General features: G+C 69.3%; 20 protein-coding genes. 14 read left to right on the forward strand and 6 right to left on the reverse strand.

Annotated features, from left to right (window positions below; translation table 11 throughout):
* Window positions 1–14: 14 nt before the first annotated feature.
* Both AB0I53_RS11090 and AB0I53_RS11095 read right to left on the reverse strand, forming a co-directional pair.
* Window positions 15–554, reverse strand: coding sequence for an NADPH-dependent FMN reductase (locus AB0I53_RS11090; RefSeq protein ID WP_358599946.1), 540 nt, complete (start codon window positions 552–554; stop codon window positions 15–17).
* Between the two features lie 170 nt (window positions 555–724).
* Window positions 725–1,798, reverse strand: a complete 1,074-nt coding sequence (locus AB0I53_RS11095) for an alpha/beta fold hydrolase (protein ID WP_358599949.1) — start codon at window positions 1,796–1,798, stop codon at window positions 725–727.
* Window positions 1,799–1,878: 80 nt separating this feature from the next.
* Between AB0I53_RS11095 and AB0I53_RS11100 the strand changes: the two genes are divergently transcribed.
* On the forward strand, window positions 1,879–2,136 hold the full coding sequence (locus AB0I53_RS11100; protein ID WP_358599951.1) for a D-Ala-D-Ala carboxypeptidase family metallohydrolase: 258 nt from the start codon (window positions 1,879–1,881) through the stop codon (window positions 2,134–2,136).
* Between the two features lie 9 nt (window positions 2,137–2,145).
* On the opposite strand, the gene AB0I53_RS11105 is transcribed toward AB0I53_RS11100, so the two are convergent.
* Both AB0I53_RS11105 and AB0I53_RS11110 read right to left on the reverse strand, forming a co-directional pair.
* The gene (locus AB0I53_RS11105) at window positions 2,146–3,315 is read right to left on the reverse strand and encodes an endonuclease/exonuclease/phosphatase family protein (RefSeq protein ID WP_358599954.1); all 1,170 of its coding nucleotides are present in this window, start codon (window positions 3,313–3,315) and stop codon (window positions 2,146–2,148) included.
* A gap of 189 nt (window positions 3,316–3,504) precedes the next feature.
* Window positions 3,505–5,016 carry a M28 family metallopeptidase gene (locus AB0I53_RS11110; RefSeq protein WP_358599957.1) on the reverse strand — a complete coding sequence of 504 codons (1,512 nt, stop codon included), beginning with the start codon at window positions 5,014–5,016 and terminating at the stop codon, window positions 3,505–3,507.
* Window positions 5,017–5,203: 187 nt separating this feature from the next.
* Between AB0I53_RS11110 and AB0I53_RS11115 the strand changes: the two genes are divergently transcribed.
* Complete coding sequence (locus AB0I53_RS11115) at window positions 5,204–6,181, forward strand: NAD(P)H-quinone oxidoreductase (protein WP_358599960.1); 978 nt, start codon at window positions 5,204–5,206, stop codon at window positions 6,179–6,181.
* A gap of 166 nt (window positions 6,182–6,347) precedes the next feature.
* On the opposite strand, the gene AB0I53_RS11120 is transcribed toward AB0I53_RS11115, so the two are convergent.
* On the reverse strand, window positions 6,348–7,547 hold the full coding sequence (locus AB0I53_RS11120; protein ID WP_358599962.1) for a cysteine desulfurase-like protein: 1,200 nt from the start codon (window positions 7,545–7,547) through the stop codon (window positions 6,348–6,350).
* Between the two features lie 243 nt (window positions 7,548–7,790).
* Here AB0I53_RS11120 and AB0I53_RS11125 point away from each other — a divergent pair, with 243 nt between their 5' ends.
* The 6 genes from AB0I53_RS11125 (at window position 7,791) to AB0I53_RS11150 (ending at window position 15,195) form a co-directional block, all read left to right on the forward strand.
* Window positions 7,791–8,321 carry a bacterial proteasome activator family protein gene (locus tag AB0I53_RS11125; RefSeq protein ID WP_358599965.1) on the forward strand — a complete coding sequence of 177 codons (531 nt, stop codon included), beginning with the start codon at window positions 7,791–7,793 and terminating at the stop codon, window positions 8,319–8,321.
* A 100-nt stretch (window positions 8,322–8,421) separates the two neighbouring features.
* Entirely contained in the window at window positions 8,422–9,282 is an 861-nt protein-coding gene (locus AB0I53_RS11130) for an ABC transporter permease (protein WP_358599968.1), read from the forward strand.
* A gap of 17 nt (window positions 9,283–9,299) precedes the next feature.
* Window positions 9,300–10,118 carry an ABC transporter ATP-binding protein gene (locus AB0I53_RS11135; RefSeq protein WP_132479199.1) on the forward strand — a complete coding sequence of 273 codons (819 nt, stop codon included), beginning with the start codon at window positions 9,300–9,302 and terminating at the stop codon, window positions 10,116–10,118.
* On the forward strand, window positions 10,115–11,029 hold the full coding sequence (locus AB0I53_RS11140; RefSeq protein ID WP_358599971.1) for a glycosyltransferase family 2 protein: 915 nt from the start codon (window positions 10,115–10,117) through the stop codon (window positions 11,027–11,029). Before AB0I53_RS11135 ends, AB0I53_RS11140 begins: the two co-directional genes overlap by 4 nt.
* Window positions 11,030–11,423: 394 nt before the next feature.
* Complete coding sequence (locus tag AB0I53_RS11145) at window positions 11,424–14,729, forward strand: arabinosyltransferase domain-containing protein (protein WP_358599973.1); 3,306 nt, start codon at window positions 11,424–11,426, stop codon at window positions 14,727–14,729.
* 205 nt (window positions 14,730–14,934) lie between these two features.
* Window positions 14,935–15,195: a hypothetical protein gene (locus AB0I53_RS11150; protein WP_358599975.1), complete on the forward strand. Its 261-nt coding sequence runs from the start codon at window positions 14,935–14,937 to the stop codon at window positions 15,193–15,195.
* 188 nt (window positions 15,196–15,383) lie between these two features.
* Here the strand turns inward: AB0I53_RS11150 and AB0I53_RS11155 are convergent, their stop codons facing one another.
* Complete coding sequence (locus AB0I53_RS11155; RefSeq protein ID WP_358599978.1) at window positions 15,384–15,815, reverse strand: GtrA family protein; 432 nt, start codon at window positions 15,813–15,815, stop codon at window positions 15,384–15,386.
* A 189-nt stretch (window positions 15,816–16,004) separates the two neighbouring features.
* Between AB0I53_RS11155 and AB0I53_RS11160 the strand changes: the two genes are divergently transcribed.
* The 6 genes from AB0I53_RS11160 (at window position 16,005) to AB0I53_RS11185 (ending at window position 25,373) form a co-directional block, all read left to right on the forward strand.
* Window positions 16,005–17,369, forward strand: coding sequence for an FAD-binding oxidoreductase (locus tag AB0I53_RS11160; protein ID WP_358599981.1), 1,365 nt, complete (start codon window positions 16,005–16,007; stop codon window positions 17,367–17,369).
* Window positions 17,369–18,733 (forward strand): FAD-binding oxidoreductase, encoded by a 1,365-nt coding sequence (locus AB0I53_RS11165; protein WP_358599984.1) that lies wholly within the window; start codon window positions 17,369–17,371, stop codon window positions 18,731–18,733. The genes AB0I53_RS11160 and AB0I53_RS11165 overlap by 1 nt, the downstream gene beginning before the upstream one ends.
* Window positions 18,730–19,491 (forward strand): decaprenylphospho-beta-D-erythro-pentofuranosid-2-ulose 2-reductase, encoded by a 762-nt coding sequence (locus tag AB0I53_RS11170; RefSeq protein ID WP_358599987.1) that lies wholly within the window; start codon window positions 18,730–18,732, stop codon window positions 19,489–19,491. Before AB0I53_RS11165 ends, AB0I53_RS11170 begins: the two co-directional genes overlap by 4 nt.
* A gap of 270 nt (window positions 19,492–19,761) precedes the next feature.
* Window positions 19,762–20,592 (forward strand): hypothetical protein, encoded by an 831-nt coding sequence (locus AB0I53_RS11175; RefSeq protein WP_358599990.1) that lies wholly within the window; start codon window positions 19,762–19,764, stop codon window positions 20,590–20,592.
* Window positions 20,593–20,733: 141 nt separating this feature from the next.
* Window positions 20,734–23,736 carry an arabinosyltransferase domain-containing protein gene (locus AB0I53_RS11180; RefSeq protein WP_358599993.1) on the forward strand — a complete coding sequence of 1,001 codons (3,003 nt, stop codon included), beginning with the start codon at window positions 20,734–20,736 and terminating at the stop codon, window positions 23,734–23,736.
* Window positions 23,737–24,092: 356 nt separating this feature from the next.
* Window positions 24,093–25,373 carry a hypothetical protein gene (locus tag AB0I53_RS11185; RefSeq protein ID WP_358599996.1) on the forward strand — a complete coding sequence of 427 codons (1,281 nt, stop codon included), beginning with the start codon at window positions 24,093–24,095 and terminating at the stop codon, window positions 25,371–25,373.
* Window positions 25,374–25,460 lie beyond the last annotated feature (87 nt).

Below are 25,460 nucleotides of genomic sequence, written 5' to 3' on the forward strand. Positions count from 1 at the left end.
GGCGCCCGTTTCGGTCAGCCCCTCGCGGTGACGTGCTTCGCAATCGTGCGGAGGATGTCCCGCAATCCCTCGCGGATCCGCGGATCCTCGATCGTTTCGGCCGGCCCGACGGCGCCCCGTGGAACCGTCAGTCGGACGCAGGCCGGTTCGACGACGTCGGTGCTCAAGTAGCCCAGGACCGTCCTGAGCGTTTCGGACGCGCCGTTCCCGCGCCCCTCCGCAGCGACGTTGACCCAGGCCACCGGCTTCTCGTGCATCTCAGGGCCGCCGACCGTCCAGTCGAGCAGGTTCTTGAAGCTGCCGGGCAGCGTGCCCGCGTATTCCGGCGTGCAGAACAGCACCGCGTCCGCCGAAGCGATCCGGCCGCGCAGATCCGCGGCGGGTGCAGGCAGCGAATCGGTGTCCTGGTCGGGGTTGAACGCCGGAAACGCCGCCAGCCCCTCGTAGAGTGCGACCGCCACGCCGTCCGGCGCGACCTCCAGCGCTGTGCGCAGTGCCGCGGTGTTCGTCGAACCGCTCCGCGTACTGCCCATGACCAGCAAGATCTCGACCACTGCCCCACCTCTCCGAGCCCCGCCGCGCGTCGGACGCGCCGCGCGACCTCCCGATTTTGCCTGAAATCAGAAGCCGCCCGGCACGTCCCGCGAGCATCCCTGCTCTGCCTGAAATCGGGAGCATTCGACGCGCGGCGATCAGCCGTCGGTTTCGTCCGGAACCCGGGCCGTCACGGGTTCTCGAAGCGGACTTCGGGGTAGCGCGGGGACGGGCCGTCCAGCAGGTGCTGCGGCCGTTCCCGCAGGTGCAGGTCCACGAACGCGGCGACGTAGTCCCTGGTGATCTGTGCCGTGCGATCGCCGGTCATCGGCTCGCCGCCCACGTCGATCCCCAGCTGCTCGGCCAGGATCGAGTAGTCCGTGAACGACGAATGCGCCGTGCCCGCAACGGAAAGCCAACGCTTCCAGCCCGTCAGGTGCGGCCAGCTGGCGTCCCAGGTCTCGTCCGCGCCCGGCCGACCGTGCTTGTCCGCGCCCAGCATCAGGAACGGGCGGTCGAGGTCCTCGGTCAGCGCCGGCCGGAAGGTGCCGTCCATGTCGACCCCGGCTCGGATCCGCGGATCTTCCCGCACCGCGTGCGCCGCGGCCGCCCCGCCCATGGAATGGCCGACCATCGCGATGCGGTCCGGGTCGATCCGGCCCGACCTGGTCAGCTCGTCGACCACGAACGAGACGTCGGTCGCCCGGTTGCGCGCCACGGTCGCCGAGTCCGGCTTCGTTTCGCAGATCAGGCATTCGGTCACCCGGCCGTCCGGGAACGTGATCGCGCTCGCTTCGTAGGTGTGGTCCACGGCGGCGACGGCGTAGCCGCGGCTGGCGAGGTCCTCGGCCAGCCCGGTCAGCGACGAGCGCGAGAAGCTGTGTCCGGGCGAGAGCACCACCAGCGGCAGTTTCCGGTCCAGCGGTTCGGCATCCACCACCGCATGGGTGCGGGTCGTGCTGAGGATTCCTTCGGGAACGCCGGTCACCCCCAGGCCCGCCAGGATCAGGCGCGATTCCTCGGGCGTGACGTACTCGGCGCGCGGCCCCTCGCGGTCCTCGGTCGGGTAGAACAGCGACACCATCAGCTCGCGGTTCTCCTCCGGCACCCACGGATCGGGGCGGTCGTGGTCGACCAGGTGCAGCGTGGTCATCCCGACCGCGCGCGGGCCGGTCGGTTCGGGGAGCGCGAGGCGCGCGGGCTCAGCCGCCGCGGCCGGGGCCAGCAGCACACCTGCCGCGACTGCGGCGATCAGTGTTTTCATGCCGCAAGCCTCGACCAGCGGCCATGCCGGACGCGTCCGGCGAAAACCCTTGTTCGCCCCTGATCATGGGCTCAGGGCGAGTGGTGGTCCGAGACGTCGGCGAGCAGTTCGCGACCCAATTCGGCTCGCACGACCAAAACGTCGGCGGCGCGCCCAACAGCCAACACACCTACGGCATCGCCGCGGACATCGTGATCAACGGCAAGACCGCCACCCCGACCACCGGCCACGCGAAGACCTCGGGCATACCCGGCATCATCCGCTACAGCACCTTCACCCACGTCGACAGCCGCGTGGAATACGGCTACGGCACCCAGAACTGGTACTGGAAGATGTGATGCCGGGGCTCAGGACAGCAGGTCGGTCCAGACGAGGTGGTGGTCCGAGGCGTCGTTGAGGCGGGCGAGCTCGTCGTTCGACGTCGGCCAGAAGACCCCGGCGCGCAACGGGATCAGCGGCGCCGACGGCAGGACGTAGTCCACCCGGAGGTTGCCGGGCGTCTTGTCGTTGAAGTCGCCGGTGTCGAAGAACGGTTTGCCGCGCTGATCCACGTTCGCGCCGCCCTGGGCCAGGCTCGCCTCGACCGCTCCGGCGCTACCCGGCAGCGGGTCGATGACGCGCGGAGCGCGCAGGATCTGGCGGGCGCCGTTGCTGTCGCCGTCGACCGGATCGGAGTTCTGGTCGCCCGCGATGACGAACCGGGCACCCGGCGCGAGACCGCCGGAAACGCCCTCGTCGTCGTAGATGTAGCGGCCCCGGCCCGGGCTGACGTAGTCCGCCCAGAAGCGGATCTCGTCGTGGTTGCGCAGGGCGTTTCGCTTCTCCGGGCCGTCGAAGGCCGGCGGCGTCGGGTGCGAGGTCAGGAAGTGCACGGTCCGCCCGCCGACCTCGATCGGCAGGTCCCAGTGCGACTTCGACGACAACCGCAGGACCGCCAACTCATCCGGCGAGTACCAGTCGCCCGGCTGCGGCGTCGCCGGGTCGTCCGGCAGCTGCGCGCCCGGCATGTCGACCCACCGGAATTGCTGGAACGTGCGGGCCTCGCCGATCGGGAACTTCGACAGCACCACCATGCCGTACTGGCCGGGGAACGCGCCGAAGCCGTAGGCGTCGCCCGGGCCGCCGATGACGCCGTCGTCGTCCAGGTCCATCCCGGACTGCACGCCCGTGTTCACCGGCGCGGTGTAGGCGTACGGGTAGTCGATCGGGTCTGCACCGCCCTGGCCGCGCGCCAGGTAGTTGGCGCGGAAGGCGTCGACCGCGCCGCCGCCCTCGACGTAGTCGAACTCGTTGAGCAGCAGCACATCCGGGCGGATCCGCTGCACCACCTCGGCCACCTCGCGGGCCTGCGGATCGTCCGGTGCGGACAGATCTGCGAGCAGCTCGCCCTCGGCGGCACGGTTGAGCGAGGCGTTGAACGTCGCGAAGCGCACCGGCTGCGCCGCGTCGGCGGCGGGCGCCACCAGAGCTGCGCCGACCGCGCCGACTGCGGCGACCGCGAGAACGGCACGTTTCACGACATCTCCTTCGATCGGACCAAACCAACCACCCCACCCGGTGACCTTTTCCGCCCAATTTCAATGGAAATCAGACCTCTGATTTCCATTGGAAATCGCGGACCGCCGGGAGCCGGGCGGGGCACCTCCGGCCGGGCTAGTGGCCGGAAGTGCCCCGCACGCTGCTAGAACCTGCACCGCAGGTGTCGATCAGACCAGGTTGTGGTGACCGGCCGCGGTCTTCACCGGGGCGTCGTGCTGCGCCATCAGCGTGGCATGCGCGGCACGCAGCTGCGCGCGCTCGGCGCGGCTCTGCATCCCGTTCACCGCCTCGGTGCTCTGCGAGTAGCCCTCGATAACCGCGGCGAGGCCCTTGGCGTTCCGCTCCAGCGCAACCCGGTCCACATTGGACAGGTTGTCGCCCGCCGAGTGGTAGTTCGGGTCGAAGGCGACGCCCGCGGTGCCGCCCCACTTCGCCGCCTGCTCCTCGGTCTTGAGCGTCTCGACGCCGGTGTTCAGGCCGCCCGCCGGGATGCCGACCGCGATGAACTCGCCGTAGTCGGAACGGCCGTCGAACTCGTCGCCCTCCACCTCGACGCCCTGCGCGGCCATCGCGGCGGCGAAGTCCTGCTCGATCTGCCCCGAGCCCTGCGGGCCCGTCGGGCCGCCGGTGGAGCCGTCGCCGTCGTAGACGAAGTAGCCGGCGTTCGGCGAACCGATCATGTCGAAGTTCAGGTACAGCGCGATGTCGAGCTGCTGCTCGAAGCTCAGGCCCTGCACGTACTGCGTCGACCCGACCAGGCCGGATTCCTCCGCGCCCCAGAACGCGAACCGGACCGCGTTGTTGACCTTGGGGCTGCCGCCCAGCTTCAACGCCGCCTCCAGCAGGCCCGCGCTGCCGGTGCCGTTGTCGTTGATGCCGGCGCCCTCGGGAACGCTGTCCAGGTGCGCGCCGGCCATCACGACGTTGTCGGTGCGACCGGTGCGGGTCTGCGCCACGATGTTGCGGGTGGTGACGGTCTCCAGGCGCGCCTGGACGTCCAGCTTCACCTCGGCGCCGGCCTGCCCGGCGAGCGCCTCGCCGACCTGCTTGGTGACCCCCGCAGCCGGGATCTTCGCGGCTTCCGGGTCGCCGAGCGTGCCGTTGAGCGGACCGTCCACGTTGTTGTAGATGATCGCGCCCGCGGCGCCGCGCTCGCCCGCGAACTGCGCCTTCTCCGCGAAGGTGCACGTGCCGCGCTGGATCAGCACGACCTTTCCGGTGATGTCCAGCCCGTCGTAGTCGCTGACGGAGCAGCCCGGCGAGTCGTCGACCGGCGCGACGGCCAGCGGCGCGGTGATGCCGCCCTGCGGAGTGGCCGGCGAGTACTCGAGCGCGTCACCCTCGACCGGCTGACCGGCCACCGCCAGGCTGAACGAATCCAGGAAATAAGCCTGATAGGTGAACTCCGGTGTGGTGACGTCGAAACCCGCGCCGCGGAGCTTGCCCGCCACGTAGTCGACGCTGGCCTCGTAGCCCGACTGGCCGGACGCGCGGTTTCCGCCGTTCTGGTCGGCGATCCGCTGGAGCGCGATCAGGTGACGGTTCACGGCGTTGCCGTTGATCTGCGAGCCGAGGTCGGCCGGCGCCGCGCTGGCCGGGGTGACGGTCAACAACGCGGCCGCGCACGTCGCGGCCAGAGCTGCCGCCGAGCGCTTGGGTGTGATGGTTCGCGAACTCATCATGCTCCCCGCTTCGGGTGGACTTTGTGTTGGCTAGCCTTGAGAGGATCACTCAACGAAGTCAAGGCTGCGCCGAGAAGAGTTAAGAAGCAGGGATTATTTCCCATTTTTCCCGAGTTGTCCGGTCAACTTCGGGCTCTCCGCACCACGCGCTGCGAACCGTCCGTCGCTGACTACCGTCAAAAGCATGTACGCGATCTCGATCCGCGAGCCGGGCGAACCGGACGTGCTGGAATGGACCGAACACCCCGACCCGCGACCCGGCCCGGGCGAGGTGCTCATCGACGTCGTCGCAACCGCGGTCAACCGCGCCGACCTGAACCAGCGGCAGGGCAACTACCCGCCACCGAAGGGCGCCAGCACCATCCTCGGACTGGAATGCTCCGGAACCATCGCCCAAATCGGTGATGGCGTGACCGGATGGCAGGTCGGCGACGAGGTTTGCGCGCTGCTCTCCGGCGGCGGCTACGCCGAGCGGGTCGCGGTGCCCGCCGCGCAGGTCCTGCCCAAGCCCACCGGCGTGGACCTCGTCGAAGCCGCCGGACTGCCCGAGGTCAACTGCACCGTGTGGTCCAACGTGGTGCTGGAGGCCGGGCTCCGGAGTGGACAGCTGCTGCTCGTGCACGGCGGCGCCGGCGGCATCGGCAACAGCGCGATCCAGATCGCCAGGGCGCTCGGCGCGCGCGTGGCGGCGACCGCCGGATCGGCCGCGAGCCGTCAGCTGTGCGCCGACCTCGGCGCGGACCCGGTCATCGACTACCGCAACGAGGACTTCGTCGCGATCGTCAAGGAACTCGGCGGCGCCGACGTCATCCTGGACAACATGGGAGCGTCCTATTTGGACCGCAACCTGTCCGCGCTGGCGGCCGACGGCCACCTGGCCGTGATCGGCATGCAGGGCGGCAGGAAGGCCGAGCTCGACCTGGGGAAGATGCTGGTCAAGCGGCTGCACCTGTCGGTGCTCGGGCTCCGCGGGCGGCCGGTGGAAGGGCCGAACGGCAAGGCGGCGATCGTCGCCGACGTGCGGGAGCGGCTGTGGCCGCTGGTCGAGGCGGGCAAGGTGCGGACGCTGGTGCACGAGCGGGTGCCGCTGCCGGAGGCGGCGCGAGCGCACGCGATGCTCGAGGCGGGCGACGTCCGCGGCAAGATCCTCCTCGTCCGCTGACGAGGTGCGCCGGTCAGGGCTCGTGAGTGGTTTGGACTGCCATAGCGCTCCAAAGCACTCACGACCCGTGGCCAGCGCAGGTCGCGGGATGGAGCGAACGGACCGTTCACGCCGATAGAGCAGGCGAACAGGCCGTTCACTCGCAACCGGCACGCGCCTGGGCGCTTCAGTCGAGTTCGGCGACGGCCCGGATCAGCTGGTCCACTTCGGAGGCGTTCGTGTAGTGCGCCAGGCCGACGCGGACCGCGCCACCGACCTCTCCGACGCCGAGCACCGCGAACACCCCGTGCGTGCCCGGATCCGCGAACGCGCAGACTCCTCGCTCCGCGAGGTGCTCCACCGCGTCCTCCGCTTTGACCCCGTTCACCGTGAACGCCATCGACGGCACCCGGCGCATCGCGTCACCGATCACCATCACGTGCCGCAGCTTCCGCAGCCCGTTGGTCAGGTTCGCCAGCAGGCCCGCCTGGTAGGACTTCACCGATCCCAGCGACGTCAGCAGGCGCTCCCGGCGCGGGCCGACCGCCGAATCGTCCAGCTCCGCCAGGTAATCCACCGAGGACACCAACCCGGCCAGCAGCGGATAGGCGTGCGGGCCGAGCTCCAGCCGCTCCGGGCCGCGCGCGCCGGGTTCCAGCGCCACCGACGGCAGCTGATCGAGCATCGCCGGGTTCTTGAACACCAGCGCGCCGACCGGCGGCCCGCCCCACGCCGAGGCGTTCACCGCCACCACGTCCGCGCCCATCGCGGTGATGTCCAGCGGCACGAACGGCGCCGCCGCGGATGCGTCGACCACCACCAGCGCGCCCTGCTCCGCCGCGGCGTCCGCGGCCTGCCGCACGTCCGGCCGGGTGCCGACCGCGCCCGACGCCGCGGTGATCGCGACGACCTTCGTGCGCGGGGTGACCAGCTCCTGGTACTGCCAGGTGGGCAGCTCGCAGGTCTCGATGTCGACCTCGGCCCACCGAACCGTGGTGCCGGAGCGCTGCGCCGCGCGCTGCCACGGCGCGACGTTGGCCGGGTGGTCCAGCCGGGAGACGACGACGTCGTCGCCGATCATCCAGCCGTCGCCGAGCGCATCGGCGAGCCGTTGCAGCAGAACGGCGGAGTTCGGCCCGAGCACCACCCCGGCCGGGTTGGCACCGATCAGGTCCGCAAAAGCGCGACGGGCGGCCTCCACGATCGCCTCGGCGCGCTGCGATGCGGGAAAGATCCCGCCCGGACCGGATACCGGGGCCCGCAGCGCGGTTGACGCCGCGGTCGCCACTTGTTCAGGAACCTGCATGCCTGCCGGGGCGTCCAAGTGCACCCACCCGTCGCCGAGCGCGGGGAAGAGCCCGCGAACAGCCGCGACGTCGAACGCCATGGGGAACACGTTACGTACGAGGCGAGGAGATCTCGCTGCCGGGTGGCAGATATCGCATCACTCGCGCCCCGGCGACGACCCGCGGCGACACCGGTTTCGCCTGCTCAGGACCCGTGCGTACTTTTTGTCGCTATAGCAGCACAAACCACGCACGGCTATCTACCTGGGCAAATGCCTGCATCGATGGCCATGGGCAAGGCACCCTGAATTACGGATCCGACATCGACCCGCCAGGATGGAGACATGACCCACGATCCGAGTGAGGGCCGGCCGCAGGTGTTCGTCGTCGGCGAGGACGGCAAGCCGATCGGGGCCGCCATGAACTCCGACGAGCAGCCGGAGCGCGGCGAGGACATCCACGACCTGGTCGAACAGCCGGCCAAGGTGATGCGCATCGGCACCATGATCAAGCAGCTGCTGGAGGAGGTCCGGGCGGCGCCGCTGGACGAGGCCAGCCGCACCCGCCTCAAGGAGATCCACCAGTCGTCGATCCGCGAACTGGAGCAGGGCCTCGCCCCAGAGCTCATCGAGGAGCTCGAGCGGCTGTCGCTGCCGTTCGCCCAGGAGTCGACGCCGTCCGAGGCGGAGCTGCGGATCGCCCAGGCCCAGCTGGTCGGCTGGCTGGAAGGCCTGTTCCACGGCCTGCAGACGGCGCTGTTCGCGCAGCAGATGGCGGCCCGGGCCCAGCTGGAGCAGATGCGCCGGGGCCTGCCGGCGGGCAGCGGCGGCGAGGTCGAAACCGGTCACCAGCGAGGCACCGGCCAGTACTTGTGACGCTCTGTGGAGGCTGCGCGCCCGGCGTCAGGCGGGCGCTACGCCTTCGAGTGATGCCCACGCCGGAGGGGCACACCTGTGGTCGGTACTCTGACGCACTGTGCAGTCCACGAGCACGGTAGACAGCCCCCCCGCGCCCCCCGAAACGTCGTCGCGGACTTGGCGCAAGGCGTTCAAGGACATCAACGACGGGCTCCAACAGCGACAGCTGTGGGCCCACCTCGGATGGCAGGACATCAAGCAGCGCTACCGGCGCTCGGTCATCGGCCCGCTATGGATCACCATCGGCATGGGCATGACCGCGACGGCGCTCGGCCTGCTCTACTCGCAGCTGTTCAGCCAGGAAATCCGGACGTTCCTGCCCTACCTGACGGTCGGCTTCATCGTCTGGAACTTCATCCTCGGCTGCCTGACCGAGGGCACCGAGGTCTTCATCGCCAACGAAGGCCTGATGAAACAGCTGCCCTCGCCGATCAGCGTGCACGTCCTGCGCCTGGTGTGGCGGCAGTCGCTGCTGTTCGCGCACAACATGATCGTCTACCTGGTGGTGCTGGCGATCTTCCAGATGCCGATCAGCTGGACGGTGATCGCGGCCATCCCGGCCTTCATGCTGCTGATGCTCAACGGCGGCTGGGTCGCGCTGGTGTTCGGCATCATCGCGACGCGGTTCCGGGACATCCCGCCGGTCATCAACAGCCTCTCCACGCTGCTGTTCTTCATGACGCCGATCGTCTGGAACGCCGACATCCTGAAGTCGAAGGCACCGGAACTCGGCTGGCGCGCGAACCTCGCGGACCTGAACCCGCTCTTCCACTACATCGAAATCATCCGCGACCCGCTGATCGGGCAGGATCAGTTGCTGTACCACTGGATCGTGGTCCTCTCCTGCACGATCGTGGGATGGGCGCTCGCACTGGTCGTCCTGCGCAACTACCGCGCGCGCATCACCTACTGGGTCTGATCGGGAGCTGAGGAACTGTGGTCAGCATCGACGTCTGGAACGCAGCGGTCGACTTCCCGATCTTCGACGCGAAGTCCCGCTCGCTGAAGAAGGCCGTGCTCGGCAAGGCCGGCGGCAAGATCGGCACCGACAGCCGAGTGCCGATCATCGAGGCTCTGCACGACATCAACCTGTCGCTGCGGCACGGCGACCGCGTCGCCCTCGTCGGGCACAACGGCGCCGGCAAGTCGACGCTTTTGCGCCTGCTCAGCGGCATCTACGAGCCCACCCGGGGCAGCGCGCGGGTGGTCGGCAAGGTCGCGCCGGTGTTCGACCTCGGCGTCGGCATGGACCCGGAGATCTCCGGGTACGAGAACATCATCATCCGCGGCCTCTTCCTCGGCATGAACCGCAAGGAGATGGAGAAGCGGATCGACGAGATCGCCGAGTTCACCGAGCTCGGTGACTACCTGGCGATGCCGCTGCGCACCTACTCCACCGGCATGCGGGTGCGGCTCGCGCTGGGCGTCGTGACCTCCATCGACCCCGAAATCCTGATCCTGGACGAGGGCATCGGCGCCGTCGACGCCGAGTTCCTGGAGAAGGCGCGGGACCGGCTGAACGACCTCGTCAAGCGATCCGGCATCCTGGTCTTCGCCTCGCACTCCGACGAGTTCTTGATCGAGCTGTGCAGCACCGCGATCTGGATGGACAAGGGCGGAATGCGGGAGCAGGGGTCGCTGCGCGAAGTGCTGACGCACTACAAGGGCTACGACCCCTTCGAGCACCTCAGTGAGGAAACCCTCGCCCGGATCGGCGAATCCGCGGCCACGATCGGGAGCAAAGAAGGCTCATGAGCACCGACTCCGCACAGCAGCTGCCCGCCGGATCCGTAGTCGCGGTGATCGTCACCAGGCACCGTCGCGAGCTGCTGGCCGAGTCCCTGAAAGTCATCGCGAGCCAGACGAGACTGCCCGATCACCTGGTGGTGGTCGACAACGGTCCGGACCAGCCCGCGCAGGACGTGGTGGCCGACTGCCCGATCCCGTCGACCTACCTGGTCTCGCAGCGCAACCTCGGCGGCGCCGGCGGCTTCGCGCTCGGCATGCTGCACGCGCTGTCGATCGGCGCGGAGTGGGTGTGGCTGGGCGACGACGACGGCCGTCCCGCCGACGAGCACGCGCTCTCGACGCTGCTGGACGTCGCGAAGAAGCGGCGGCTCGCCGCGGTGTCGCCCGTTGTGGTGAACATCGACACCCCGGACAAGCTGGCGTTCCCGCTGCGCCGCGGCCTGACCTGGAAGCGCCGGGTCAGCGAGCTCGGCGACGGCGACTTCCTGCCGGGCATCGCGTCGCTGTTCAACGGCGCGCTGTTCCGCGCCTCGACGCTGGACGTGGTGGGCGTGCCGGACTACCGGCTGTTCTTCCGCGGCGACGAGGTGGAGGTGCACCGCAGGGTGGTCCGCTCCGGGCTGCCGTTCGGCACCACGCTGAAGACCCGATTCCTGCACCCTGACGGCTCGGCTGAGTTCAAGCCGATGCTGGGCGGCCGGTTCCACGCCCAGGACCCGTCGGACGCGGTGAAGCGCTACTACACCTACCGCAACCGCGGCTACCTCCTGTCGCAGCCGGGCATGCGGAAGATCGGCGCGCTGGAGGTGCTCCGCTTCGGCATGTACTTCGTCGGCCAGAAGCGCGACCCGAAGGCGTTCAAGGAGTGGCTGCGCCTGCTCCGCCAGGGCCGGCAGGAGCGCTTCTTCCGACGCTGACGAATGAATCAACTCATTTGGCATAGCGGTGCGGGTAGCGGCCCCCCTGCGGGAGTCACCGCGGCCGTCTCGGCTATGGGATCCCCGACTTGTGTATGTACCAATACGCGGCATCGGGGCTGTCCTCGCGAGACGACCTCTGAGAACCCGCGGCGGTGCGAGTTGCGTGCGTGGCGAAAGATAAAGCGGCTTCGCCGCTTACCTGACGTGGCAGTGCCGCCGGGAAGACCGACGTTCAAGCCGATTCGAGTTGATCACCGCCGTGTCACAGGACGCTGAGACTGGCCTGAGAGCAGCCTGAGACCCGCAGCTCACGGCATCGGCCGGAGTGGGCACTTGCACACCGGCCGAATGCCGCGAAAGGGCCCGTACCAGCAACTACTATCCTCCATCCGTGCTCAGTGGCCAGGAAGAAAGCCGCCGAACGGACGATGCTTCGGCGCAATCCGAGACCGACCGCCGGCAACCGTCAGCCAAGCGGCTGAAGCTGTTCGCCTCGGTCTTCGGGCTGCTCGGCACGGTGCTCGCGCTGGCGGTGCCGTTCCTTCCGGTCGACTACAACATCACGACCCTGAAGTGGCCGACGGCGGAAGGCACCAAGCCGGTGTCGGCGCCGCTGGTCAGCTACTCGCCGATGTGGCTGAACGCCGAAGTGCCGTGCGCCGCCATCCGCAGCCTGGACGCCCGCACCAACGGCCCGGCCACGCTGCTGAGCACGAACCCGCCGTCGTCGGACTACGGCAAGCTGACCGGCCTCACGCTGCAGGTCGACAACGGCCACCTGACGATGCTGACCAAGGGCCAGCAGGTGGGCACGGTGCCGCTGCCCGCGGGCGACTGCACGTTCTCGCTGCACTCCGACGCGTACGGCACCACGGCCAACGTCGGCGACGAGTCGCTGGCGAACCTGCGCGGCGACCAGCGCCCGCAGCTGACCGGCATCTACTCCGGGCTGAACGACGGCATCGACGACGTGCGCGGCCTGTCCTTCGAAGCCCGCGTGGACAACCGCTACGAGAGCCAGGCGACCACGATCAAGGGCGCCGCGATGGTGCTCGCGGTGCTGGCGTTCATCGGCTCGGTGGTCTGCCTGCGGCGGCTGGACGTGCGCGCCGGCCGGCGCCCGCCGAAGTGGGCCCCCGCCGGTTGGTGGAAGCCGACGTTCCGCGACGCCTCGGTGATCGGTGCGCTGGTCGTCTGGTGGGTCGTCGGCGCGATGACCTCGGACGACGGTTACATCCTGACCATCGCGCGGGCGCGCGAGAGCTTCGGCTACGTCAGCAACTACTTCCGCTGGTTCGGCGTTCCCGAGGCGCCGTTCGGCTGGTTCTACGAGCTGTACTCGCTGTGGGTGCAGGTCTCGACGGCGACGCCGTGGGTGCGGCTGCCCGCGCTGCTGATGGGCATCGTCAGCTGGTTGCTGATCAGCCGCGAGGTGCTGCCCCGGCTCGGCCAGCAGGTGCGGCGCAGCAACGCCGCCGGTTGGGCCGCCGCGGCGGTGTTCCTGGCGTTCTGGCTGCCCTACAACAACGGTCTGCGGCCCGAGCCGGTCGTGGTGCTGTTCTCGCTGCTGGCGCTGTGCTCGGTCGAGCGCGCCGTGGCGACCGGGCGGCTGATGCCCGCCGCGCTGGGCCTGGTCGTCGCGGCCCTGTCGGTCGGGGCGAACCCGCACGGCATGGTGTCCGTGCTGCCGTTCGTGGCGGCGCTGAAGCCGCTGTTCCGGTTGGTGCGCAAGCGGGCCCAGGAATTCGGCTGGCTGCCGGTGCTGGCGCCGATCGCGGCCTCCGGGTTCGTGATCCTGACGCTGGTGTTCTCCGACCAGACCTGGCAGTCGGTGATGGACGCCACGGAGCTGCGCACCGAAATCGGCCCGAGCCAGAGCTGGTACGAGGAGCTCAGCCGCTACAACCTGCTGTTCAGCCAGACGCCGGACGGCTCGCTGACCCGCCGGTTCCCGGTGCTGCTGGTGATGCTCTGCCTGGCCACCTGCGCCGTGGTGCTGCTGCGGCGCGGCCGCATCCGAGGCGCCGCGCTCGGCCCGAGCCGACGGCTGCTCGCGATCACCGCGCTGTCCTTCGTGGTGCTGGTCCTGACCCCCACCAAGTGGTCCCACCACTTCGGCATCTTCGCCGCCTTCGGCGGTGCGCTGGCGGCGCTGACCGCGCTGGCCACCAGCAGCACCGTGCTGCGCTCCCGGCGCAACCGGGCGGGCTTCCTCGCGATGCTCATGGTGATCCTGGCCTTCACTGCCACCGGCCCGAACGCCTGGTGGTACGTCTCCGGCTGGGGCGTGCCGTGGTTCAACATGCCGCCGCAGATCAGCGGCTACAACCTGAGCACGATCTTCCTCGGCGTCGCCGGGATCGCGCTGATCGTGGCGTTCATCGAGCACCTGCGCATCGACGAGAACAACCCGAAGGTCGTCGACGAGCGCTTCGGGCGCGAGGAAAAGCGCAGCAGGGCGCTGCGGCTGGGTACCGCGCCGCTGTCGATCCTGTGCGCGCTGCTGGTGCTGTTCGAGCTCGCCAACTTCGGCAAGGTCATCCAGAAGCAGTGGGGCAGCTACAGCCTCGGCTCCGACAACATCAAGCAGATCGTCGGCTCCAGCTGCGGCCTGTCCGACTACGTCTACGTCGAGACCAACCCGCAGTCCGGCATGCTGCGGGTGTCCGGCGAGCAGCCCGACGCCTCGGCGTCGTCGGAGGACAAGGACATCGGCATCCCGCCGAAGCGGCTGGAGGGCAAGGAAGACGCCGACCAGTACATGCGGGCCAAGATGGTCGGGTTCAACCGGCCCGGCCTGCCGCCCGACGACGGCGCAGGCATGCAGGAGAACGACTGGAAGCCGCCGCACCAGTTCGGCAACGACAACGCGCCGGTGTGGGGCAGCTACGACCCTGCCGGGCTCGGCACCGGCGAGCTGCGCACCCAGTGGTACGACCTGCCGGAACGGGCGAAGACCGGCGAGGTGCCGGTGGTGCTCTCGCTGGCCGGCGCGGAGCTGGGCGCGAACTCGGTGGCACTGGAATTCGGCCACGACACCGACGCCGGATTCCAGATCACCGAGCGCAAGTACGTGGTGCAGCAGCCCGGCCCGGCATGGCGGGACTTCCGGTTCACCGTCGGCGGCAAGTCCGAAGGCGCCACCAAGATGCGTGTGGTGGCCATCGACAACTCGCTGGGCCCGAACGGCTGGGTGGCAGTGAGCGCGCCGCGGGCGCCGCAGCTGGTGAACATGACCGACTTCGTCCGGGACCAGCCGACGTTCGTGGAGTGGACGGCCGCGCTGGTGCACCCGTGCCTGCAGCTGCCGGGCGTGCACAACGGCATCGCCGAGATCCCGAAGTTCCGGGTGGCGGCCGGGGCCGAGGTGCGCGACATCGGGCAGGGCTGGTCGTCGCCGGACGCGGGCGGGCCGTTCGGCTGGCTCAACGTGTCGACCAGCATGCGCGAGCTGCCGACGTACCTGAAGAACAACATCCACCGGGACTGGGGCTCGCTGTACGCGGTCGACCCGTACGAACCGGACGCGCTGCCCGCGCAGGCGGCGATGGACGTGCACCAGGAAACCCATTGGGGAACCTGGACGCCGGGCCCGCTGTCGAAGACGGTCCACCTGCCAGGAGACGTTCCGAGCAGCGACGACCGCAACGACGTGAAGGCCTTCGAACCGCCGGAGGAAGAAGAGCCCGACCAGTAGCCCGCTGAGCGAGGGCCTCGCGACCACGTCGCGGGGCCCTCGTCCGTTCCGGGCATGCTCGAGACGCCGTGCGCGAAAATCGCCGGTGATCTGGGGTTTTTCGGGTGCGCTGAGGGTGAAATCGGGTGCCGGGGCAGCGCGGTTCGTGGTGCGCTGGAGCGGAGGTCCTTGACCGTCAAGGAAACCGCTGCGATTGGGAGATCCGATGCCCGAGACACGACCCGGACTCGTGCTGCACCTTGCCGGAGCCAGCCAGCCGCTGCACATCGCGCTCGACCCGGCCGAGGCCGACGCGCTCCGCGACGAGCTCGCCGACCTGATGACCAACGGCCACACGAAGTCGCTCACCACCGCCGACGGCGGCCGCTTCGCGGTGAACTTCGCACACGTGGCCACGGCGCACATCGAAGAGACCCGCTCCGACGCCTACGGCGCCCCGGCGCGCGGCACCGGCTTCCGCAACTGAACCCTCGTGAGCGATGACTCCGGTTCTTACCGGTAAGAACGCTCACGAGCGCGCAGCGCCAGGCCCTGCACAGACGAAAGCTCCGTTTCCGCTGGTCAGGTGTCGTGAGTACTTTGGAGCGCTATAGCAATCCAAAGTGCTCACGAGCCTTCACCAGCAGAAACGGAGCTTCTCGAAGTGCCGTGGGATCAGTCGCGGAAGATGAGCACCTTGAGCATGATGAAGTTGATCAGCGTGCCCAGGCCTTGTGCGATGACCCAGAAAAGTGTGAACTGCCACGGTTCCTGCGCGTTGAACACCATCACCAGGACCTGGTTGGAGCCCATGTTCACGAAGAACGTGGTGGCGTAGAGCGCGGCGAACGCGCCCATCTTCGCCTTCGTGTTGCCGGTGTTCGCGCCCTGGAAGGTGAACTTCCGGTTGATCAGGTACGACGCGGTGGTGCCAAGGATGAACGAGATCGACTTCGACAGCCACACCGGCCAACCGGCCACTCCGAGCAGCAGCGAGTAGGTGCCGAAGTCGATGATGGCGCAGCCGCCGCCGATGACGATGAAGCGGAGTAGCTGGCTGAAGACGCTTAGGCGCTTCTGTTCGGTCTGGGCTGCGGGTTCGGCCACGGCCACTGGTTCACCTCGGGATCCGACGACAGGGCTTCGGTACCTGGGGCACCCGGCTGGACGCCGAAGACGCGGGAGATCGAACTCCGCGAACGTCCCGAACGAGTGTAGCGATGACGCATCGCACACCGCCGGGGACCGGATGTACCCGCCCGTATCGGCCAGGTCAGCGCGGATAGACTCGGCTGGGTGGGATCGGTAAAGGACGAGCTTCAGACGCTGACCGGCTGGGGGCGCACCGCGCCCACCAGGGCGCACGTCGTCAGCACCCCGGACGTCGAGGCGATCGCCAAGGCGGTCCGCGAGGCCGGTGAGCGCGGCGTCATCGCGCGCGGCCTGGGCCGCAGCTACGGCGACCCGTCGCAGAACGCGGGCGGCACCGTCATCGACATGACCGCCCTCGACCGGGTGCACCAGATCGACGTCGACAACGCGACCGTTGTCGTGGACGCGGGCGTGTCGCTGGACACGCTGATGCGCCGGCTGCTGCCGCACGGCCTGTGGATCCCGGTGCTGCCGGGCACCCGCCAGGTCACCATCGGCGGCGCGATCGGCTCGGACATCCACGGCAAGAACCACCACTCGCAGGGCTCGTTCGGCAGCCACGTGCTGTCGCTGGACCTGCTCACCGCCGACGGCGAGGTCCGCACGCTGACCCCGGACGGCGAGGGCTCCGAGCTGTTCTGGGCCACGGTCGGCGGCATGGGCCTGACCGGCATCATCGTCAACGCGACGATCAAGCTCAAGCGCGTCGAGACCGCGTACTTCCTGGTCGACAACGTGCAGACGAAGAACCTCGACGAGCTGATCGAGCACTTCACCGACGGCTCGGACGACAACTACGTCTACTCGGTCGCCTGGTTCGACTCGCTGGCCCGCGGCGACAAGCTGGGCCGCGCGCTGCTCACCCGCGGCAACTCGGCCCGGATCGAGGACCTGCCGAAGAAGCTGCGCAAGGATCCGCTGAAGTTCAACGCGCCGCAGCTGATGACCGCCCCGCCGATCTTCCCCAACGGCCTGGTCAACAAGTTCACCATCACCGCGTTCAACGAGGTCTGGTACCGCAAGGCGCCGACGAAGTTCGGCCTGGTGCAGAACATCACCCAGTTCTTCCACCCGCTGGATCTCGTCGGCGAGTGGAACCGGGTGTACGGCCCGAGCGGCTTCCTGCAGTACCAGTTCATGGTGCCCTTCGGGCAGGAGGCGATGTTCCGCCGCTCGATCGACAAGATCAGCTCGTCGGGCCACGTGTCGTTCCTGAACGTGCTCAAGACCTTCGGCGAGGGCAACCGGGCGCCGATGTCGTTCCCGCGCAAGGGCTGGACGCTGACCGTCGACATCCCGATCACGCCGGGCCTGGACCGGCTGTGCCAGGAGCTCGACGAGATGGTGCTGAACGCGGGCGGCCGGCTGTACTTGGCCAAGGAGTCCCGCACGTCGGCCGAGATGATCGAGCAGATGTACCCGCGGATCGAGGAGTGGCGCAAGATCCGCGCCTCGGTCGACCCGGAGGGCATCTTCCGCTCCGACCTGTCCCGGAGGCTGAGTCTCTGATGACCACCGCGTTCGAAACCAAGGAGCTCTACGGCTGGGCCCGCACCGCGCCGACCCGGGCGCGCGTGCTGAGCACCGCTGACGTCGAGAAGATCGCCGAGGCGGTGCGCACCGCCGACGACCGCGGCGTCCTCGCCCGCGGTCTGGGCCGCAGCTACGGCGACGTCGCGCAGAACGCCGGCGGCGTGGTCATCGACATGACCCGGCTGAACCGGATCCACGACATCGATCCGGACACCGCGATCGTGGACGTGGACGCCGGCGTCAGCCTGGACCAGCTGATGAAGGCGGCACTGCCCCACGGCCTGTGGGTTCCGGTGCTGCCGGGCACCCGCCAGGTCACCATCGGCGGCGCGATCGCCAACGACATCCACGGCAAGAACCACCACAGCGCGGGCAGTTTCGGCAACCACGTGCTGTCGATGGACCTGATCACCGCGGACGGGCAGGTCCGGACGGTGACGCCGGACGGCCCCGAGTCGGAGCTGTTCTGGGCGACCGTCGCGGGCATCGGCCTCACCGGCATCATCGTTCGGGCCAAGATCAAGATGACCCGGACCGAGACCGCGTACTTCCTGGCCGACCTCGAGCGCACCGACAACCTCGACGAGACGCTCGAACTGGTCAGCAACGGCTCCGAGGACAACTACACGTACTCCTCGGGCTGGTTCGACGCCATCTCCACCGGCGCCAAGCTGGGCCGCGCCGCGTTCAGCCGTGGCTCGCTGGCCAAGCTGGACGAACTGCCCCCGAAGCTGCGCGCGGACCCGCTGAAGTTCGACGCGCCGAAGCTGGCGACGCTGCCCGACGTGTTCCCCAACGGGCTGGCCAACAAGCTGACCTTCAGCGCGCTCGGTGAGGCGTGGTTCCGCAAGTCGCCCAAGAGCAAGCTCGGCGTGGTGGAGAACCTGACCGCCTTCTACCACCCGCTGGACATGTTCGGCGAGTGGAACCGGGCCTACGGTTCCAAGGGATTCCTCCAGTACCAGTTCAGCACGCCGCTGAACGCGCACGAGGACCTGCGCCGGATCCTGCTGAAGATCGCGCACTCCGGGCACTACTCGTTCCTCAACGTCTTCAAGCAGATGGGCGAGGGCAACCGGGCACCGCTGTCGTTCCCGCACCCCGGCTGGATGGTTTGCGTCGACTTCCCGATCAAGCCGGGCCTTTCCCGGCTGTGCTCCGATCTCGACGAGATGGTGCTCGGCATCGGCGGTCGGCTGTACACCGCGAAGGACTCGCGGACCACGGCGGAGACGTTCCACCAGATGTATCCGCGAGTCGACGAGTTCCGCAAGATTCGTCAATCCGTTGACCCCGAAGGCATTTTCGCTTCAGACATGAGCCGGAGGCTTGAGCTGTGATCGACGCCGTTGGAAACCCCCAGTCCCTGCTTGTGCTCGGCGGCACCTCCGACATCGCCCTCGCGACGGCGCAGAAGTACGCCGAGCAGCGCCCGTTGCGGATCATCCTCGCGGACCGCCCGGAGGAGCAGGAGCGCCTGGACGCCGCCGCCGAGCGGCTCCGCAAGACCGGCAGCACGGTGTCGATCCTGACGTTCGACGCCCGCAAGTCCGAGACGCACGCCGAGGTCATCGACAAGGCCTTCGCCGACGGAGACGTCGACGTCACGCTGATCGCCTTCGGCATCCAGGGCGACAACGAGAAGGGCTGGGCCGACGTCGAGGCGGCCCGCGCGGTGGCCGACATCAACTACGTGGCCCCGGTGTCGCTGGGCGTGCTGCTGGCCGGGAAGCTGCGCAAGCAGGGCCACGGGAACCTCGCGGTGATGTCGTCGCCCGCCGGCGAGCGCGCCCGGCGGTCGAACTTCGTCTACGGCTCCTCGAAGGCCGGTCTGGACGTGTTCTTCTCCGGCCTGGGCTACGCGCTGGAGGAGCACGGCGTCAAGGTGACCGTCGTGCGGCCGAACTTCACCCACACCAAGCTGACCGAGGGCATGAAGGCTGCGCCGATGGCGAACACCCCGGAAAGCGTCGCCGAGGTGATCGTGAACGGCGTCCGCAAGGGCAGCCCGCTAGTGTACGCCCCCGCGCAGTTCCGGTTCGTGATGTCGATCCTGCGGCACGTGCCGCGCGCCATCTTCCGCCGCCTGCCGATCTGATCCGACCTCTCGGAGGGCCGTCGGGGCATCGCCCCGGCGGCCCTTCGTCGTCCGGGCTGTCCGGAACCGGCTGGGCGGCACGGGAATTCGGCTTCGCACGCCGGCGAATTGGGCCACTCGGGGGAAGGGAAAGCCCTACGATGCCGAGGGTTATCCCGCCTGTTCCCGCGTTGTGCAGGAAAATCGCGCAGCCTTCGCGAAGAATCAGGGTGATCAGCACGGTGCACCACGATGCACCGTCAGCCCGATTCCGCGCCGCACGAGGGCCAGATGTCAGCCGAACAACCGAGACGCTCCCGCGAGATCAAGCCCGATCACGTGATCCTGGCGTTCCGCGTGATCGCGCACCTAGTCTTCCCGTGGCTCACCGCCAAGTTCCTGTACAAACCGCGGGTCGGGCCGCGGCGGCGGGACCGGGCGTTGGACCGGTTGGCGTTCTGGCGGTCGGTGGTCGGCCTGCTCGCGGTGCTGGTGGCGACCAACGGCTACCTCTCGCCGTTCGTAGTCTTGAGCGACAACTACGGCAAGGCGTTGCGCACCGCGGGCTACGCCTTGCTGGCCGCGCCCCTGCCGTTCCTCGTGTTGCTCGCCGTAACCCGATCCGGCTTCCGCTCCGAGCTCTTCTCCGGCGGCCGGCGCATGTTGGGGCGCGGGGCGCTCGGACTGGCCGCGTTGGGGCTGCCGTTGGCCGTGTTCTTCGCCGCCGACGGCGGCCGCTACTTCGTCGACTCGCTGACAGAGCTGCTCCTGGTGTTGATCGCGGTGGTCGTGATCGGCTGGTACGCGACCTTCTGGGTCTGCACGCTCTACTGGGCCGCGCGCACCAGCTTCTGGATGAGCGAGATCCACCCGCTGCTCGCGCCGGTCGCCTCGGTGTTCTTCGTGCTGCTGATCACCGTTCAGGAGATCATCCAGCTCGACACCAAGGGCGTCCCCATCCCGCTGTGGCTCGCGCTGAACCTCTGCGGGTTGGCCTCGACGCTGGCGCTCGCCGTCTTCGAGTACCGGCACGCCTGGTCGACCGGTTTCCGGTTCCGCGGTGGACCGCGACCGGTGCCCGCGCCAGGGCGCCTGGATCGAACGAAGCTGGCCGGCCAGTGAACCTGATGAGGGGTTTCACCAGGGGAAACGGAACTTCGTCGGGCGCCTCCGCGACGGGGTCCGACCGGGCGTTCCACGAGTCGTGACCGACTCGTGATTCGGGACGGCAAACCCCGAGGGGTGGTCGGAAGTCAACAGAGTATGGGAGTAGTTCCGCCAACCGTTCACGACCTCGCGCCCGGAGACTCGCCGCGGCGAGGCAACCTCCGACTCGCCGCGCTGGCCGGACTGACGATCTTGTTCGGGCTGCTCGCGGTGCTCGCGCCGGTCAAGGCGGATGCGCCCCTGGTCACCTGGCCGAAGGCCGGTGATGCGACGCCGTCGACGGTGCTGCCGCTGTCGCCGTACCGGCCGCTGGACTTCGACGCCACGGTCCCGTGCGAGACGCTGCGCACCAGCCCCGCGGCGGCCCTGCGCACGCACGCCCCGGACGCCCCCGGCCTGGAAGTGGTCGCACAGGCGGGGCAAGCGCGATTCCTGGTCGACGGCAAGGAGATCCTCGCCGACCCGCTGCGCGCGAAGTGCGAGTACCGGGTGCTGGCCGACGCCGACGGCATCCGCGTCTTCCGGGACGGCGCGCTCCTGATCAACCGCCCGGACCTGCTTCCCCCGCAGGTGTCCGAACTGTCCACGACCGGCGCGGTCGACGGCCTGCGGGTCGCGCTGCACACCGATGCCCGCTACGAATCCTCCCCCATCGCTTGGAAGATCGCGCTCCTGCTGGCGCACGCCGCGAGCCTGATCGCGCTGCTGGTGGTCGCCTGGCGGCGCTGGCGCGGGCGGCAGTCGATGCGGGTCCTGACGGTCCCCCGGTTCGCCGCGGCCGACGCCGTCATGGTGGTGGTCGCCGCCGCCTGGGTGGTGCTCGGGCCGGTCAACATGGACGACGGCTGGTACCTGATGATGGCCCGCAACGCGGGCGGGACCGGCTACCTCGGCAACTTCGTCTACATGTTCAACGCGACCGAGAACCCGTTCGTGCTGAGCCAGTACCTGCTCCAGTGGTGGGGCGAGCTGGGCGGCTGGTCGCTGTGGTGGATGCGGCTGGTCCCGATGTTCTGCGGGCTCGTGACTTGGGTGCTGCTGCGCATCGTGTTCGCGACGCTGCTCGGGCGCGCGGCCGAGCTCCGCGCCGTGCCGTGGGCGCTGCTGGTGGCGCACCTGGTCTGGTTCCTGTCGTACGGCATGTCGCTGCGCCCGGAGCCGGTGATCGTCATGTGCGCGGCGGCGGCCCTGCTCTTCGCCGAGGCCGCCTACCTGCGCCATTCGATCGGCGCGCTGGCGGTGGCGACGATGTTCGCGGCGCTGGCGATGACGGCTTCGCCGTCGGGACTGGTCGCGGCCGCGCCCCTGGTCCTCAGCGTGCCGTGGCTGCTGCGTTGGCTGCGTCGACAGCCCTGGTCGGGCCGCGTCGCCGCGCTGCTGCTGGCCGCCGCTTCGGCAACCGTCGTGGTGCCGGTGGGTTTCGCCGACGCGACGCTCGGCGACGTGCTCGAAGCGACCGACATCCACCGCTGGTACTACCTGTCGTTCCCCTGGTACGAGGAGTTCGAGCACTACAACACGCTGCTGGAAACGGCCGGCTGGGCGCGGCGGCTGCCGGTGCTGCTGACGCTGGCGATCGTCGCGGTGGTCGCGTTGGCCAGCGGGCGCGGCGGCATGGGCCGCGACCCGATCCGCCGCCTGTTGCTCACCAGCGCGATCACGACGGCCATCGCGCTGGTGCTGATCGCGTTCAGCCCGACCAAGTGGGTCAGCCACTTCCACGCGGTGGCCGCGGCACCGACGGTGCTGCTGGCGGCGGCGCTGCTGCGTTCGCCGCTGCCGCGGCGGGCCGGGCCGGTGGTGGTCGGCGCCAGCATGGTGCTGATCATCGGGGCGATCTCGTTGAGCTTCGCCGGGGACAACTGGTGGATTCCGTTCTCCGACGCCGGTCAGCGCTTCGGCGAGCACCTCAACCCGGACGAGCAGACCAACGACCTCGAACCGCACTTCGGCCCGCTGTACCTGCGGAATCCGGTGCTGTGGGTCGGTGTCGCGGTGGCCGCGTACCTGTGGGCGAGGTGGCGTCGGCAGCGCGGCGAGCTGGTGCGCGTGGGCCCGGACCGCGCGGTGCTGGGCGCCGCCTCGATCGGTTCGGTGCTGCTGCTGATCGCCCTGTTCTGCTACGCGCCGATCGGGCAGGCACCGGGCTGGACGGTGGCGCGTTCCGGCGTGCAAACCCTGTTCGGTGACGGTTGCGGCCTGGCCAGCGATGTTCGGGTGCAGTTGCCTTCCGGGAACCTCGGCGCAGCGACCGCGCCGGAGCTCTCCGGCGATTTCCAGCGCGGCGAGGTGCTGCCGCCCGGTCCGTGGCCGGAGCCGGTGGCGGTCTGGAACACCGACCGGCCGGACGGGACGACGCCGGGCGTCGGTCGGCTCGTCACCGGTTGGTACCCGCTGTCGGGTCCGGGCACGCACGTGACCGTGCCCGTGGCCGGCCGGCTCGCGGACCAGGAACTCTCGGTGGAGTTCGCGCTTCCCGGCGGTGTCGTCACCGAGGAGCTGCACCCCGAGTTGCGCCGGTCGGCGTTGCGCGAGTGGCAGCAGCTCGCGGCCCCGATCCCGGCGGGTGCGCAGGCCGCGCGGGTCATCGCGGCCGACCAGGTGACCGGCGCGCAGTCGTGGTTGGCCGTCGCCGAGCCGAAGCTGACCGAGTTCCGCCCGATCACCGACCTGACCCGTGGCCGGCCGGTGCTGGCCAACCACGTGAACTCGCCGCTGTGGCCCTGCGTGGACCAGGTCGGCATCCGCGACGGCATCACCGACACCCCGGCGGTACGGCTCACCGAGTTCGAGACGCTGCCCGCGGCGTGGCTGGACAACATCAGCTACCTGGATTGGGGCGGCGCGTGGGTGGAAACGACCCGGGAGTGGACGCAGACCCGGCTGACCGCCGAACTCCCGGGCGGGCCGCCGCGGCTGACCTGGGGAAACGTGTTCGTGATCCGCTACCAGCACCCGGTGGGCCGCTACGACCTGCGCGTTGATCAGGAGACGCGGTGGGGCTGGACGCGCCTGCCGACGCTGGCGGACAACGACTACCCGGACATCGAGCGCAACTCGGGCATCCAGGTATCCGACCAGGGGAGTCACGAGCGGTAGCGCCAGGGGCCCAAAAATGTTCGGCCCGAAGGCAACGTTTCGAGGCGCTTGGGCGATCATCGTGATGACGGAACCGTTGCAGCGTTCCGTCCGGAATGTGACTTCCCGACGCGCTTCGCGCAGAGGAAGCGCGGATACCTGGCGAAGTGGGGTTCACCGGGTGCCCGTGTCCGTGGGTCCCCCACCTGCCCTGAGTCAGGGGGACCCACGGAACGCCACCGACAGCACGTCGTTCTCGGGTCGTGCGCGCCGACCGTCTCGCCATTCACAATGCCTTCGGGGAAAACCCGGAAAACGAAGGCAACCTTTTCGGCTCCACCGGCGATCACCAGTTGACCTGACCGAAAGGGTTGCGAGTGAACGTCAAACGACTCGTGGCGGCCGTGGCCGCCACCGCAGTGATCACCGGCCTGGCCGCCGCCGCACCAGCGGCCGCGCAGACCGAGCCGACGACCTCGGCGCCGAGCACGTCCACCGAGGTCACCAGCGAGCCGACCACCTCGGCTCCCCCGGAACCGACCACATCCGCACCGCCGGAACCGACCACATCCGCGCCGCCGGAACCGACCACGTCCGCGCCGAGCGAAGCCGACCCCGGCGAAGGCGCGATCCAGCAGCGGTACGAGTCGCTGTCTCCTGAGGAGCAGGAGCAGGTCGGCGCGCCCGCCGGGTCGGAGGTCGTCGAGGACGAAGGCCTGCGCTGGCAGGACTTCACGCACGCCCGGTTCTACTGGACGCCCGACACGGACGTGACGATCGTCCGCGGGATGATCTACGACCGGTTCCTGGAGCTCGGCGGGCACGACGAGCTCGGCGTGCCGATCACCGACGAGCGGGCCAGCAGCGGCGGCGGCGGCCGCTACAGCGATTTCCTGACCCGGGACGGCGTGATCCACTCGGCGATCTACTGGTCGACGCGCACCGGCGCGCACCTGGTCGTCGGGCGGATCCTGGAGCACTTCCGCGAGCTCGGCGAGGACGCCCACTTCGGCTACCCGTCGACCGACACGCGGATCACGCCGGACAACTTCGGCGCGTACAACCACTTCCTCACACCGGACGCCCAGCGCGAGAACGCCTCGATCTACTGGACCCAGCCGTCCGGCCCGAACGCGGTGCAGGGCGCGATCCGGGAGAAGTGGGCGGCGACCGGTTGGGAGCGCGGCCCGCTGGGCTACCCGACCACCGACGAGCTGGCCGCGCCGGACGGCGTCGGGCGCTACAACCAGTTCAACGGCGACGGCGTGCTGCCCGCCGGGATCGTGTGGAGCCCGGAGACCGGGGCGCACTCGGTGCAGGGCGTGATCGCGCAGCGCTACGTCGAGCTGAGCGGTCCGGGCGGCGTGCTCGGCTACCCGACCACCGACGAGCTGGGCACGCCCGACGGGCGCGGCCGCTTCAACCACTTCACCGGCACCGGCGGCGCGTCGATCTACTGGACGCCGCAGACCGGAGCCCACGAGGTGTACGGCGGAATCCGCGCCCGCTGGGCGCAGCTGGGCTGGGAGCGCTCCTACCTGGGCTACCCGGTGACGGGTGAGTACCCCAATTCGCTTGGCCGGGCGAGCGAGTTCGAGCACGGGTTCGTCGAGTGGCACCGCGAAGGCGGCCAGGTGGTCGACTACCCGAAGCGCTGACCGAAGGCGCCCCGAGCCGGGCGTCCGCAGTCAGTGTGCCCGCAGTCAGTGTGCCCGCAGTCAGTGTGCCCGCAGTCAGTGTGCCCG

Origin of the sequence: Saccharopolyspora sp. NPDC050389, assembly GCF_040655595.1 — a bacterium.
Taxonomy (GTDB): Bacteria; Actinomycetota; Actinomycetes; order Mycobacteriales; family Pseudonocardiaceae; genus Saccharopolyspora.

Bases quoted from the DNA above. Each gene is read 5' to 3' on its own strand.
- AB0I53_RS11150 (WP_358599975.1), top strand. From the start codon at position 14,935: ATGCCCGAGACACGACCCGGACTCGTGCTGCACCTTGCCGGAGCCAGC.
- AB0I53_RS11165 (WP_358599984.1), top strand. From the start codon at position 17,369: ATGACCACCGCGTTCGAAACCAAGGAGCTCTACGGCTGGGCCCGCACC.
- AB0I53_RS11115 (WP_358599960.1), top strand. From the start codon at position 5,204: ATGTACGCGATCTCGATCCGCGAGCCGGGCGAACCGGACGTGCTGGAA.
- AB0I53_RS11175 (WP_358599990.1), top strand. From the start codon at position 19,762: ATGTCAGCCGAACAACCGAGACGCTCCCGCGAGATCAAGCCCGATCAC.
- AB0I53_RS11110 (WP_358599957.1), bottom strand. From the start codon at position 5,016: ATGAGTTCGCGAACCATCACACCCAAGCGCTCGGCGGCAGCTCTGGCC.
- AB0I53_RS11095 (WP_358599949.1), bottom strand. From the start codon at position 1,798: ATGAAAACACTGATCGCCGCAGTCGCGGCAGGTGTGCTGCTGGCCCCG.
- AB0I53_RS11180 (WP_358599993.1), top strand. From the start codon at position 20,734: ATGGGAGTAGTTCCGCCAACCGTTCACGACCTCGCGCCCGGAGACTCG.
- AB0I53_RS11120 (WP_358599962.1), bottom strand. From the start codon at position 7,547: ATGGCGTTCGACGTCGCGGCTGTTCGCGGGCTCTTCCCCGCGCTCGGC.
- AB0I53_RS11125 (WP_358599965.1), top strand. From the start codon at position 7,791: ATGACCCACGATCCGAGTGAGGGCCGGCCGCAGGTGTTCGTCGTCGGC.
- AB0I53_RS11140 (WP_358599971.1), top strand. From the start codon at position 10,115: ATGAGCACCGACTCCGCACAGCAGCTGCCCGCCGGATCCGTAGTCGCG.